Annotated in this window: 10 protein-coding genes; 6 read left to right on the top strand and 4 right to left on the bottom strand. The window is 60.4% G+C overall.

The window, feature by feature from the left end:
- Positions 1-94 precede the first annotated feature (94 nt).
- Positions 95-2224 carry a DNA helicase RecQ gene (gene recQ, locus HBO05_RS13490; RefSeq protein ID WP_029292447.1) on the bottom strand — a complete coding sequence of 710 codons (2130 nt, stop codon included), beginning with the start codon at positions 2222-2224 and terminating at the stop codon, positions 95-97.
- Between the two features lie 274 nt (positions 2225-2498).
- Here recQ and HBO05_RS13495 point away from each other — a divergent pair, with 274 nt between their 5' ends.
- The 3 genes from HBO05_RS13495 (at position 2499) to HBO05_RS13505 (ending at position 7070) form a co-directional block, all read left to right on the top strand.
- Positions 2499-3086 (top strand): YecA family protein, encoded by a 588-nt coding sequence (locus tag HBO05_RS13495; protein WP_169955890.1) that lies wholly within the window; start codon positions 2499-2501, stop codon positions 3084-3086.
- Positions 3087-3106: 20 nt separating this feature from the next.
- Entirely contained in the window at positions 3107-3493 is a 387-nt protein-coding gene (locus tag HBO05_RS13500) for a YbaN family protein (protein ID WP_169955888.1), read from the top strand.
- Between the two features lie 106 nt (positions 3494-3599).
- Positions 3600-7070 carry a PAS domain-containing hybrid sensor histidine kinase/response regulator gene (locus HBO05_RS13505; RefSeq protein ID WP_172312873.1) on the top strand — a complete coding sequence of 1157 codons (3471 nt, stop codon included), beginning with the start codon at positions 3600-3602 and terminating at the stop codon, positions 7068-7070.
- Between the two features lie 181 nt (positions 7071-7251).
- Here the strand turns inward: HBO05_RS13505 and rmuC are convergent, their stop codons facing one another.
- Together rmuC and HBO05_RS13515 are read right to left on the bottom strand one after the other, a co-directional pair.
- Positions 7252-8616 (bottom strand): DNA recombination protein RmuC, encoded by a 1365-nt coding sequence (gene rmuC, locus HBO05_RS13510; protein WP_172312964.1) that lies wholly within the window; start codon positions 8614-8616, stop codon positions 7252-7254.
- 175 nt (positions 8617-8791) lie between these two features.
- The gene (locus HBO05_RS13515) at positions 8792-9115 is read right to left on the bottom strand and encodes a sel1 repeat family protein (RefSeq protein WP_169955257.1); all 324 of its coding nucleotides are present in this window, start codon (positions 9113-9115) and stop codon (positions 8792-8794) included.
- Between the two features lie 878 nt (positions 9116-9993).
- Between HBO05_RS13515 and HBO05_RS13520 the strand changes: the two genes are divergently transcribed.
- From HBO05_RS13520 to HBO05_RS13530, 3 genes are all read left to right on the top strand, one after another.
- Positions 9994-10218 carry a hypothetical protein gene (locus tag HBO05_RS13520; RefSeq protein ID WP_007898912.1) on the top strand — a complete coding sequence of 75 codons (225 nt, stop codon included), beginning with the start codon at positions 9994-9996 and terminating at the stop codon, positions 10216-10218.
- Between the two features lie 277 nt (positions 10219-10495).
- On the top strand, positions 10496-10978 hold the full coding sequence (locus HBO05_RS13525; protein WP_169955256.1) for a hypothetical protein: 483 nt from the start codon (positions 10496-10498) through the stop codon (positions 10976-10978).
- 146 nt (positions 10979-11124) lie between these two features.
- A complete protein-coding gene (locus tag HBO05_RS13530; protein WP_169955255.1) occupies positions 11125-12417 on the top strand; it encodes an outer membrane protein transport protein in 1293 nt (430 codons plus the stop codon).
- A 65-nt stretch (positions 12418-12482) separates the two neighbouring features.
- On the opposite strand, the gene HBO05_RS13535 is transcribed toward HBO05_RS13530, so the two are convergent.
- The gene (locus HBO05_RS13535) at positions 12483-13034 is read right to left on the bottom strand and encodes a redoxin domain-containing protein (protein ID WP_169955254.1); all 552 of its coding nucleotides are present in this window, start codon (positions 13032-13034) and stop codon (positions 12483-12485) included.
- Positions 13035-13143 lie beyond the last annotated feature (109 nt).

The raw sequence follows: 13143 nt of genomic DNA on the forward strand, positions 1-13143 counted from the left end.
AAAGTGTGGCTAATTATTAGTCAGCTAAGCATGACCTATGACAGTAGGCAAGGCTTGCAATGTACTGATTCGTTACATTGTCGTAATTGGCGCATCAAATCTCGAATTCCGACTGCAAAGCGGCCCGCACACAGTACAAAACACCCTCCGGCACCCGCCCGGTGAACAGCGGCGCGATGTCGGACACCGGTGGCAACTCGCCCTCGCCGTCGAGAAACGCATCCTGGATTTCACCCAGCAAATCTTCCGGCAGATCCAGGGCCTGCTCCAGAGACAATTGCTGTTTGCCAATGGACTCGGCCAGCAAGGTGTAGACGTTTTTTTCCGAGCACTGCAACTGCCCGGCGATCTGGATCGGGGTCATGCCGGCGCGGGCCAGGCTGATCAATTCGTGGCGGATATCGGCGATTTCCTTGGGTGCCTCGGCCTGGCCACCAAGGACTTCCAGGAAGGCCTGGCCATAACGCTCAAGCTTGCGCGCGCCGACGCCACTGACCCGGGCCATTTCGGCCATGGTGGTCGGTTGCTCGCGCAACATTTCCAGCAACGTGGAGTCGGGGAAGATGACGTAGGGCGGCACGCTGTGCTCTTGCGCCAGCTTGCGGCGCAAGGCACGCAGGGCTTCCCACTGTTCGCGCTCTTCGCCCCGCACCAATTGGCTGGCCTGGCTGGTACTGCTGGATTTGGCAGTGGTCTGCGGCTTGAGGTCGCGGCGCAGCTCCAGGCTGACCTCGCCCTTGAGCAGTGGCCGGCAACTGTCGTTCAGGCGCAGGCCGCCGTAGCCTTCCAGGTCGATATCCACCAGGCCGCGTGCCACCATCTGGCGGAACAGCGAGCGCCATTCGCCTTCAGCACGCGCCTTGCCTACGCCGTACACCGATAGGTGCTGATGGCCAAAGCTGCGGATTTTTTCGTTGTCCTTGCCCAGCAGTACATCCACCAGATGGCCGACGCCATAACGCTGGCCGGTCCGGAAGATCGCCGACAAGCCTTGGCGCGCCGGCTCGGTAGCGTCCCAGGTCTGCACGCCGTCCACACAGTTGTCGCAATGCCCACAAGGCTGGGGCATGTCTTCGTCGAAATAGGCGAGCAAGGTCTGGCGACGGCAGCGGGTTTCTTCGCACAGCGACAGCATGGCGTCGAGCTTGTGCTGCTCCAGGCGCTTGTGGCGCTCATCGCCTTCGGAGTTCTGCAGCATCTGCTTGAGCATCACCACATCCTGCAGGCCGTAGACCATCCAGGCATCCGCCGGCAGGCCATCGCGACCGGCACGCCCGGTTTCCTGGTAGTACGCCTCAAGGGACTTGGGCAGGTCCATATGGGCCACGAAGCGCACGTTGGATTTGTCGATGCCCATGCCAAACGCAATGGTCGCCACCATGATCAGGCCTTCCTCGTTAAGGAAGCGCTTCTGGTGATAGGCCCGCAACTCGTTGGGCAGGCCGGCATGGTAAGGCAGCGCGGGATAGCCCTGCTCACACAGGAACGCCGCCACTTCATCGACCTTCTTGCGCGACAGGCAGTAGACGATCCCGGCATCGCTGCGCCGCTCGGAGAGGAACGCCAGCAACTGCTTGCGTGGCTGTTCCTTGGGCACGATGCGGTAAAAGATGTTGGGACGGTCGAAGCTGGAGAGAAAACGCTCGGCGTTCTGCAGGTGCAGGCGCTCGACGATTTCCTCGCGGGTGCGCTTGTCGGCCGTGGCGGTCAGGGCGATGCGCGGCACATTGGGGAACAGTTCCGCCAGTTGCCCCAACTGCAGGTATTCACGGCGGAAATCGTGGCCCCACTGGGATACACAGTGGGCCTCGTCGATAGCGAACAGGGAGATCTCCAGGCTTTGCAGGAACGCCAGCATCCGCGGCTGGACCAGACGCTCGGGCGCCAGGTAGAGCATCTTCACTTCGCCACGGCGGATCCGCGCCGCCAGGTCGCGTTGCTGTTCGGCGCTCAGAGTGGAGTTCAAGGCGGCGGCGGCGACGCCCAACTCTTCCAGGGTGGCTACTTGATCGTCCATCAGCGCGATCAACGGCGAGACCACTACCGCCAGCCCTTCGCGCAACAATGCCGGCACCTGGAAGCACAACGACTTGCCGCCACCGGTAGGCATCAGGACCAGCGCATCACCGCCGCTGGCCACGCGCTCAATGATCGCACCCTGGCGGCCACGAAAGCTGTCGTAGCCGAAGATGTCCTTGAGGACGCGTTGAGCCTGTTCAAGCATGAAAAACTCCAAATTCCACCGAAATCCCTCTGTACAGGCTGGCTGAAAAAGCGCGCCTGGCCGGGAAATAATCCGTAAGCGAACTTTTCCCGCAACCGCATTTGGCCTGCAGGGGCATCACAAAACGCGGCAGTATACCCGAGCGCTCCCCGGCAAAGGGTGCCACTGACGAATAGCGGCCCATCTGAAAACCTTGCAAATATGCCGTGCGGCTGGCCTGTACGCTCAAGAAAGCCTAGAATTCAGCATCGTATATTCCCAAGGTAGTCTTTCAATGTCCTTCGCTGAGCAACTAAACCGCCTGCAAGCCTTCCTCGATGCCGATGAGCTGCATGACGAGGCGCTGGACTACGTGGCCGCCCACGGCTACCTGACTGCGCTGTCGATCTGTTCCGAACCGGTGCCTGATCGCGAATGGATCGACGCCCTGTTCGCCGAAGAGCCGCACTACAAGGACGAGGCCCAGCGCACCGAAATCGAAGAAACCCTGCTCCAGCTCAAGGCGCACATCTCGCGCCAGTTGGCGTCCGATGAGGAGTTCGAGCTGCCCTGCGACCTCGACCTTGGCGAAGAGCCCGACGACTCCGACCTGCGCGGCTGGTGCATTGGCTTCATGGAGGGTGTGTTCCTGCGTGAAGCCGCCTGGTTCGAAACCGCCGAGGAAGAAGTCAGCGAAATGCTGCTGCCGATCATGGTCGGTTCCGGCCTGTTCGACGACCAGCCTGAGTTCGCCGATATCGCCAGCGACGCCAACCTGATGGACGACATGATCGTACAGATCCCGGAAGCACTGACCGCCCTGTACCTGCTGTGCAACGCCCCCGACGAAAAACCGGCGATCCTCAAGCCTCGCCACCACTGAGTACCCCGCCCGTGGCGTCCATGGGCAACCGCTCCCCGATTGTGCGCTACGTGCTGCTGGCCATTGGCTGGTTGAGCGTCGCACTCGGGGTGATAGGGATCTTCCTGCCGGTCTTGCCGACCACCCCCTTCCTGCTCCTGGCTGCCGGCTGCTTTGCCCGCAGCTCCCCGCGTTTCTATGACTGGCTGGTGAATCACCCGCGCCTTGGCCCGTGGATTCGTGACTACCTGGACGGCAACGGCATTCCATTAAAAGGCAAGGTGTACGCCATCGGCCTGATGTGGCTGAGCATCGGCCTGTCCTGCTACCTGGTGCCATTGCCCTGGGCACGCGGGTTCATGTTGACCAGTGCGGTGCTGGTGACGATCTACATCCTGCGTCAGAAGACCCTACCTCCACGTTCGTAGGAACCGCCCCTACACGACCTTCGTCGACACTGACTAACCCCGGCCATCATGCGAGACTGTCGCCCCGGGCCTGGAATGCCCGGGTGTTCTTATGTCCGGAGTACTCATGACGCTGTCCAGCGGGCTGATCGCCGCCGTTGCCCTGGCCTACATGGCCATTATGTTTGCCATCGCCTTCTACGGTGACCGCCGCCGCGCGCCGCTGCCGCCACGGGTGCGCGCGTGGGTGTATAGCCTGTCGCTGGCGGTGTACTGCACCAGTTGGACCTTCTTCGGCGCTGTGGGCCAGGCTGCTGAACAGCTGTGGGCATTTTTACCGATCTACCTGGGACCCGTCCTGCTCCTGGTGCTGGCACCCTGGGTCCTGCAAAAGATGATTCTGATCAGCAAGCAGGAAAACATTACCTCCATCGCCGACTTTATCGCTGCGCGCTATGGCAAATCCCAGTCCCTGGCGGTGGTCGTGGCGCTGATCTGCCTGGTCGGCGTGCTGCCTTATATTGCCCTGCAACTCAAAGGCATCGTGCTGGGGGTCAACCTGCTGATTGGCGCCGGTGCCGATGCCACCGGCACGCGGGCCCAGGACACCGCCCTGATCGTGTCCCTGGTGCTGGCACTGTTCACCATCGTATTCGGTACCCGCAACCTCGACGCCACGGAGCACCACCGTGGCATGGTGCTGGCGATTGCCTTCGAATCCCTGGTCAAGCTGTTCGCATTTCTCGCCGTCGGTGCGTTTGTTACCTACGGCCTGTACGACGGTTTCAACGATCTGTTCAGCCAGGCCATGCTCGCGCCGAGGCTGGAGGAGTACTGGAAAGAGACCGTCAACTGGCCGTCGATGGTGGTGCAGACTGGCGTGGCGATGATGGCGATCATCTGCCTGCCCCGCCAGTTCCACGTCACCGTGGTGGAGAACATCGAGCCCCAGGACCTGCGCCTGGCCAAGTGGGTGTTCCCCGCGTACCTGGTGCTGGCTGCGCTGTTTGTGGTGCCGATTGCCCTGGGCGGCAAAATGCTGCTGCCCGGCTCGGTGCTGCCGGACTCCTACGTGATCAGCCTGCCCCTGGCCGAAGCCCATCCGGCCCTGGCGCTGCTGGCGTTTATTGGCGGCGCTTCGGCGGCGACCGGCATGGTCATCGTCGCGAGCGTGGCGCTGTCGACCATGGTTTCCAACGATATGTTGCTGCCCTGGCTGCTGCGCCGCACCAACGCCGAGCGCCCGTTCGAAGTCTTCCGCCACTGGATGCTCTCGGTACGCCGGGTCAGCATCGTGATTATCCTGCTGCTGGCCTATGTCAGTTATCGCCTGCTCGGTTCCACCGCCAGCCTGGCGACCATCGGCCAGATCGCCTTTGCTGCGGTGACCCAACTGGCACCGGCGATGCTCGGCGCACTGTACTGGAAGCAAGCCAACCGACGCGGCGTGTTTGCCGGCCTGGCGGCAGGCACCTTCCTGTGGTTCTACACCCTGGTGTTGCCGATTGCCGCCCATAGCCTGGGCTGGTCGCTGAATATCTTCCCGGGCCTGGCCTGGCTGCACGGTAACCCGCTGGGGCTGCCGATCACGCCACTGACCCAGGGTGTGGTGCTGTCTTTGGCCGGTAACTTCACCCTGTTTGCCTGGGTCTCGGTGCTGTCGCGTACACGGGTGTCGGAGCATTGGCAGGCCGGGCGCTTTATCGGCCAGGAAACCAGCCAGCGCGCCAGCGCCCGCTCCATGCTGTCGGTGCAGATCAATGACCTGTTGAGCCTGGCCGCGCGGTTTGTTGGCGAGGAACGCGCGCAGCAGAGCTTCATCCGCTTCGCCTATCGCCAAGGCAGAGGCTTTAACCCCAACCAGAACGCCGACAACGACTGGATTGCCCACACCGAACGACTGCTGGCTGGCGTGCTCGGCGCCTCATCCACACGGGCGGTGGTGAAAGCGGCCATTGAAGGCCGCGAAATGCAGCTAGAGGACGTAGTCCGTATCGCAGACGAAGCCTCCGAAGTGCTGCAGTTCAACCGGGCGCTGTTGCAAGGCGCCATCGAGAACATCACCCAGGGCATCAGTGTGGTGGATCAGTCCCTCAAGCTGGTGGCCTGGAACCGTCGCTATCTGGAACTGTTCAACTATCCCGACGGCCTGATCAGCGTCGGCCGGCCGATTGCCGACATTATTCGCTACAACGCCGAGCGCGGGCTGTGCGGCCCGGGTGAGGCCGAAGTCCACGTGGCGCGGCGCCTGCACTGGATGCGCCAGGGCCGGGCACATACGTCGGAACGGCTGTTTCCCAACGGCCGGGTGATCGAGTTGATCGGCAACCCGATGCCGGGCGGTGGGTTTGTCATGAGTTTTACTGACATTACTGCGTTCCGCGAGGCCGAGCAGGCCCTGACCGAGGCCAATGAAGGGCTGGAACAGCGGGTCACCGAGCGCACCCATGAACTGTCGCAACTGAACGTGGCCCTGACCGATGCCAAAGGTGTGGCCGAGTCGGCCAACCAGTCGAAAACCCGCTTCCTCGCCGCCGTCAGTCACGACCTGATGCAACCGTTGAACGCGGCGCGACTGTTCTCTGCCGCCCTCTCCCACCAGAGCGAAGGCTTATCCGGCGAGGCCCGGCAACTGGTGCAGCACTTGGACAGTTCGCTGCGCTCGGCCGAAGACCTGATCAGCGACTTGCTGGATATCTCCCGCCTGGAAAACGGCAAGATCAACCCTCAGCGCCAGCCGTTTGCCTTGAGTGAGCTGTTCGACGCCCTGGGCGCGGAGTTCAAGGTGCTGGCCCAGGAGCAAGGCTTGAGTTTCCGCCTGCGCGGCAGCCGCTTGCGCATCGACAGTGATATCAAGCTGCTGCGGCGAATCCTGCAGAATTTCCTGACCAACGCTTTTCGCTATGCCCACGGCCCGGTACTGCTGGGTGTACGACGGCGTCGCGGCGAACTGCGCTTGGAGGTGTGGGATCGTGGCCCAGGCATCCCGCTGGATAAACAGAAAGTCATCTTCGAAGAGTTCAAGCGCCTGGACAGCCACCAGACCCGTGCCGAAAAGGGCCTGGGGCTTGGCCTGGCCATTGCCGACGGGCTGTGCCGCGTGCTCGGTCACCGCTTGCGCGTGCGCTCATGGCCAGGCAAAGGCAGCGTGTTCAGCGTCAGTGTGCCGCTGGCCAAGGCACAGACCAGCTTGCAGGTGCAGGCCACACCGGACAAGGGCCTGCCACTGAGCGGCGCCCAGGTGCTGTGCGTGGACAACGAAGACAGCATCCTGATTGGCATGCGCAGCCTGTTGAGTCGTTGGGGCTGCCAGGTCTGGACCGCACGCGACCAGGCGCAATGCGCGGCGTTGCTGGCCGAGGGCATGCGCCCGCAATTGGCATTGGTGGATTACCACCTGGACCACGGCGAGACCGGCACGGAGTTGATGGGCTGGCTGCGCGCGCAACTGGCGGAGCCGATTCCTGGGGTGGTGATCAGCGCCGATGGCCGTCCGGAGATGGTGGCCGAGGTACATGCAGCGGGGTTGGATTACCTGGCCAAGCCGGTAAAACCGGCGGCATTGCGCGCACTGCTGAACCGGCATTTGCCGTTGTAACGTTCGGGTGCTGGCTTGCCGTAATACCGTTCAGTTAAGTGAACGCAATGCTCAAGGCAGCGAAGATCCCCTGTGGCAGCGGGCTTGTCGGATCGCCGCGAAGACGTCGACCCAGCAAACATTGATGTTGACTGGCCCACTGCTTTCGCGAGCAAGCCCGCTCCCACATAGAGTTCTGTGTTTAGTCAGGTAGCTGGGCGACGCCATCTTCGTCAGTCATCGCTTTTTCCAGCAGATCGGCAGGCAGGCCTTTACTGGCCCGCGCACCCAGCAGCTTGAGTTGCTCCACCCGGCTGACCAGATTGCCGCGACCATCTGTGAGCTTGTTGCGCGCAGCACTGTAAGCCTTATCCAACTGCTGCAATCGATTGCCGACTTCATCCAGGTCCTGGATAAACAGCACGAACTTGTCGTACAGCCAGCCGGCGCGTTCGGCGATTTCCCGGGCGTTCTGGCTTTGCCGCTCCTGCTTCCACAGGCTGTCGATCACCCGCAGGGTCGCCAGCAAGGTGGTCGGGCTGACGATCACGATATGGCGATCGAAGGCCTCCTGGAACAGGTTCGGCTCGGCCTGCAACGCGGCCGAAAACGCCGCCTCGATGGGTACGAACAACAACACGAAATCCAGGCTGTGCAGGCCTTCCAGGCGCTTATAGTCCTTGCCGGCCAAGCCTTTGACATGATTGCGCAACGACAGCACATGCTGCTTGAGGGCGGCCTGGCCGATCACCTCGTCATCGGCCGCCACGTACTGCTGATAGGCGGTCAGGCTGACCTTGGAGTCCACCACCACCTGCTTGTCGCCCGGCAACATGATTAGCACGTCCGGCTGGAAACGCTCGCCATCCGGGCCCTTGAGGCTGACCTGGGTCTGGTACTCACGGCCTTTCTCCAGGCCGGCATGTTCCAGCACGCGCTCCAGAATCAGTTCGCCCCAGTTGCCCTGGGTCTTCTGTCCCTTGAGGGCGCGGGTCAGGTTGGTGGCTTCGTCCGACAGGCGCAGGTTCAATTGCTGCAGGCGCTCCAGCTCCTTGCCCAGGGAAAAACGCTCGCGCGCTTCATTCTGATAGCTTTCTTCCACGCGCTTTTCGAACGACTGGATGCGTTCCTTCAACGGGTCAAGCAATTGCCCCAGACGCTGCTGGCTGGTTTCGGCAAACCGCTGCTCACGCTCATCGAAGATTTTCCCGGCCAGCTCGGCGAACTGCGCACGCAGTTCATCCCGCGAGCCTTGCAGGTCGTTGAGGCGTTGTTGATGGCTGTCCTGCTGCTCACGCAGTTCGGCGCGCAGGGAGGCCGACAAGGCATCCAGGCGGCGTAGCTCACCTTCCTTGGCGGAGCGCTCGATGTTCCAGGCGTGGGCCGCATCCCGCGCGTTATCGCGATCGATTTGCAGCAACTCGACTTCCCGGCGTACCGCTGCCAGATCCGCCTGCTTGGCCGCATTGGCCTGGCTCAGGTCGCTGATCTCGTCGCGGCTGGCGTCCAGTTGCGCGGCCAGGCCTTCCTGGGCCAGTTGCCCAGTGGCCAGGCGCTCTTCCAGCAGTTCCCAACCGGTGCGGCGTGCGTTCAGGCGGCGCTGGATCTGCCAGCACAGGACCGATAGAGGCAACGCCGCAGCGGCGAGGCCCAGTGCCACACTGGTCCAGTCAAAAGCCATAGCCATTCCTGCCATTACGGTAAAAGAGGAAGGTTAACCAAGCAGGCGCTTCGTGGACAGCTCAGTCTTTGAGCTGACCCAATTCACGCTGGGCGCCCACGTCGCCGGCACGGGCGGCCTGGCGCAGGAGGTCATGGCCGATGCGGCGGTCCCGGGCATTGCCGCACTCGCGACACATCAACAGGCCCAGGCGGCTCTGTGCCACGACCACACCTTCACGAGCCGGCTGCTTGAGCAAACGTCCGGCGAAATGCTTGATGTTGGGGTTATCGCCGATGCGGGGGCTATCCAGCAGCCACAAGGCGACCTTCAAGGAGAAACGCTTGGGCGGGGTAACACTAGCAGGGTTGTCGGTAACAGAAGGTGATACTGAGCGAAACTTCATAAAGCACTGTAGGGCAGAACGGAAGGCGCGCCACTCTACTCCTTTTTTCGTACGGGTAAAGCTGAAAAAACCCTGCACGCCCGTTCTAGAGCAAGCGCTCGGGACAATCCACAGAAGCTGTGGATAACTCAGTGGACAACCGTGCTTTAACTCGCGCAAAGGCCCATGGAATGGGGGCCGCGCTTAAACTGACGATTTTTTCACCAATAAAAAAAAGCCAGGTTTTTCATTGACTTAAATTTTCGATGCAGGCATTCGTGGGCCAATCCGGCCGCGCACCATCCTGGTGACACACTGCGCAACCAATGTGCACAACTACCTGCCTGGCGGTTATATCCCCACCCTCACACGGCGCAAAACGTTACGCCGGTGACACACTAGCCCGGACCGAGGCCTGGCCCCAGTAAAGTATTTTGGCTAACACACTTGCTTTACCTGTTTCAAGCCATTACTATCTGCGGCGTTAGTACCAAGCTGAAAGTCAATTCTGGTCGAACAAATCCCCGCGATGTAGCTTCCCTAAAGAGAAGTTCTGTCAATCTTGATGGGATCGACCACCTCGATGGTTTCCAGGTATCACTTGCGACGACACTGCCTTTGAACAATGCAAAGGGTGTCGCGAAGTTTCCATACTCTGACCGAACCAACCTGCAAATTGATCAGGATCTTCACCCTGGGCCCAGAACCTTTGCCCCTGTTGTGTTGCCTGCCCTCCTAAGTACCTACCTGCCAGCCCAAGCGCGCCAAACTATTTAGCGCTTCAAACTGGCTGCTTTGTTCCAGTCGGGTTCTTCGCATGATCAATGGTGATCAGCGTCACTGGAACGTTTTAACGTTGCACGGATCTTATCCGTGTCATTTGTAGGAACACCAATAATATGTCCACTCAAATCCATACTCAGGATGCCATTCGCACCCTCACCAATGCTTTTGCCCCAATGAACTGCCTGATCATGGCCGCTCGCAAAGGCTGCTTCAGCTTCACCCTGGTCAACGAACACGGTATCGCTCGTCACAGCGAACGCCTGTACCCCGATCAATACTCCAGCGCAGAACCGCTGCAGGCCGTGATCGAGCGTACCCGTCAGGCCCTGGTTGCCTGATTGACCCGACGCTGAACATCGAAAACCCTGCCCGCAAGGCAGGGTTTTTTATTGCCCGCGATTCGGTTTTTCAGCAGTTCCCTTTAGGCCAAACAGATATAACGCTTATAACCACCGGCCGGAAATATTTTAAAAACAGTCCTTTACGTCGTGAATCTGACACTACACTTCAACTCAGGCGGCATGATCCGCCTCCGGCGAGCCTGAGATCCGATTCACCGCTGCCAAGCCCCCCTTCTCAGGCCTCGTCGACCACTTTCAAGGTTTCGAGGGTTTTATGGGCATTGCCGCCGGCGAATTGTGTCGTTATGTGATCCGACCCACGCTGATTTACCTCGGTCGCCACAGCCAGACAGCAGAAACCCTGCTGCTGGGAGTTGCCGCCAGCCAATCGGAACTGGGTTCTGCCTTGCACGACCGGCGCGGCCACGGCCTGTATCGCATCACCGAACCGCGTCACAGAGCCCTGTGGGACAACTACCTGGCCCTGGACCCCGAGCGTGCAAGCCTTGTGCGCGGCCTCGCCAGCCAGCATGCCTTCCTCAGCGGGCCGCAGCTGGAGCTGGCGGTCAACCTGCGTTACGCCACCGCCATCGCCTGGTCGCTGGTGGAACAACATCGCCCCGAGCTGCCCCAACCCGACGACCTGCTGGCCATGGCGCGTATCTGGAAAGAAATATTTCACCCCCAGGGTCGGCTGCGCGATTACACCCAGGCCTGGCAAACCTGTGTAAACCCAATGAATCAGGTCGCCTGCTGATCGGGCACTTTGCAAGATTCGGTAAAAAGCGGCAATTTTGGTCGGATTGTCCTACAAAACCGCTCTATCTCCTACATTACAGCCTATAGCGCTAAGTTAATTTTATTGATACTTTCCGCAGCGGTGATCACCACGGAGTTCTAATAATGAAAAAAGTAATGCTCAAGACCACACTTAGCCTCGCCGTTGCCATGGCCTCTTCCCAACTGTTCGCAAGCGGCTTTGCCCTCAACGAACAGAGTGTTAGCGGGATGGGTACCGGTTTCGCAGGCCGTTCTTCTTCTGCCGATGATGCAAGCACTGTTTTTGGCAACCCTGCCGGTATGGCTCGCCTTGAAGGCCAGCAAGTCACAGGCGGTGTTGCAGCGATTGATGCCACGACCAATATCAGCCAGGTCAGCGGCAACACCAACACTTCCGGTAGCAACAAAGGCGATATGGTGCCTTTCACTGCCGTGCCGTTCGGCTTTTACACCAACAAACTCAACGAGCAGTGGGCAGTCGGTTTCGGCGTCTATGCACCGTTCGGCCTGGTCACTGACTACGAACGTGGCTTCCAGGGTCGCGGCTTTGGCAGCAAGAGCGAAGTGAAGGTCATTACCTTCCAGCCAACTGTCAGCTATGCCTTCAACGACCGGGTGTCCGTAGGTTTCGGTCCGACCTTCAACCGCATCGCCGGTACGCTGGAGTCGGATGTTTCGCTGCCGCAAGTGCCTAACGCCGTCAACAACATCAAGATCAAGGGTGACGATACCGCCCTGGGCTTTAACGTTGGCGTGCTGGTACAAGCCACCGACACCACTCGCGTGGGCCTGACCTACCACTCGAAAGTGAAGTACAAGCTCGAAGGCCACACCGAAGTGTCCCCAGGCACCGGCGTTCCAGGCCAGTTGCTGCGCGGCAACCGCTACGACGCTTCGCTGAAGATCGACACCCCTGAATCCTGGGACCTGTCGGTGACCCAGGACATGAGCGATGCCTGGAAGCTGTATGCCGGTGCGACCTGGACACGCTGGAGCCGCCTGAAAGACATCACCGTCAACAACGAAGGTGTCACTGCGGGCAACGGCGGCGGTGCAGCACCACAGCTGGTGGGCACCATCACGGAAGAACAGAACTGGCACGACACCTGGGCTTACGCAGTCGGTACCTCGTACCAGCTGACCAAGCAAGTGGTCCTGCGGACCGGCCTGACCTTCGACCAGTCGCCTACCAACAACACTAATCGTTCGCCACGTATCCCTACCGGCGACCGGACAATCTTCAGTGTTGGCCTGGGCTACGCGGTCATGGATAACATGACCATCGACCTGGCTTACTCGTACCTCCAGGAAGAAGACATCAAGGTCAACAGCCACAACAAGCTGGGCCAGACGTACAACGCCAAATATGAAAACAGCGCCAACGGTTTTGGCCTGGGCATGACGTACAAGTTCTGATCCAACGCTGCATAAAAAAGCCCCGCTCTCCTGCACAGGAGGCGGGGCTTTTTAGTGGCCGATAATCAGGGCTTGGATGCCAGCGCCTGCTCCACAGCCTCAATCAGCTCCGGGCTGTCCGGCTTGGTCAGGCTGGAGAAGCTGGCGATCACCTTGCCCTGGCGATCTACCACGTACTTGTAGAAATTCCATTTCGGCGCATTGCTTTGTTCGGCCAGGACCTTGAACAGGTGTACCGCATCAGGGCCCCTGACCTTCTGTGGCTCGGTCATGGTGAAGGTCACGCCGTAATTCACGTAGCAGACCTTGGCCGTCTCCTCGCCCGTCTTGGCTTCCTGCTTGAAGTCATCGGAAGGCACGCCAATCACTTCCAGGCCATCGCCCTTGTAGCGCTGATACAACGCCTCCAGGCCCTTGAACTGCGGGGCGAACCCACAAAAGCTGGCGGTATTGACGATCACCAGGGGCTTGCCGGCAAAGCGCTGGCACAGATCGATGGATTCCTTGGCGCGCAACTTCGGCAATTGGCCTTCAAGCAACGTCGGGCAATCGGCGGCCATGGCGACACCACCAAAGGCCATCATCAGGGCGGGTACTGCAAGCCAACGCATTAACATGTGGGGTGTCCTTGGACAAAGTCAGGCAAGCAACTTAACAGATCGACATACCCAGTTGCATCAACGCCAGCCCGCTGCGCTGCCAGCCCCACCAGGCCAGCAGCAACAA

It is taken from the genome of Pseudomonas sp. WS 5079, assembly GCF_012985465.1.
Classification (GTDB): Bacteria; Pseudomonadota; Gammaproteobacteria; order Pseudomonadales; family Pseudomonadaceae; genus Aquipseudomonas.

What these genes read in the sequence shown, in the direction of transcription:
- recQ (WP_029292447.1), bottom strand. Translation starts at nt 2,224, where the DNA reads ATGCTTGAACAGGCTCAACGCGTCCTCAAGGACATCTTCGGCTACGAC.
- HBO05_RS13495 (WP_169955890.1), top strand. Translation starts at nt 2,499, where the DNA reads ATGTCCTTCGCTGAGCAACTAAACCGCCTGCAAGCCTTCCTCGATGCC.
- HBO05_RS13500 (WP_169955888.1), top strand. Translation starts at nt 3,107, where the DNA reads ATGGGCAACCGCTCCCCGATTGTGCGCTACGTGCTGCTGGCCATTGGC.
- HBO05_RS13505 (WP_172312873.1), top strand. Translation starts at nt 3,600, where the DNA reads ATGACGCTGTCCAGCGGGCTGATCGCCGCCGTTGCCCTGGCCTACATG.
- HBO05_RS13515 (WP_169955257.1), bottom strand. Translation starts at nt 9,115, where the DNA reads ATGAAGTTTCGCTCAGTATCACCTTCTGTTACCGACAACCCTGCTAGT.
- HBO05_RS13520 (WP_007898912.1), top strand. Translation starts at nt 9,994, where the DNA reads ATGTCCACTCAAATCCATACTCAGGATGCCATTCGCACCCTCACCAAT.
- HBO05_RS13525 (WP_169955256.1), top strand. Translation starts at nt 10,496, where the DNA reads ATGGGCATTGCCGCCGGCGAATTGTGTCGTTATGTGATCCGACCCACG.
- HBO05_RS13530 (WP_169955255.1), top strand. Translation starts at nt 11,125, where the DNA reads ATGAAAAAAGTAATGCTCAAGACCACACTTAGCCTCGCCGTTGCCATG.
- HBO05_RS13535 (WP_169955254.1), bottom strand. Translation starts at nt 13,034, where the DNA reads ATGTTAATGCGTTGGCTTGCAGTACCCGCCCTGATGATGGCCTTTGGT.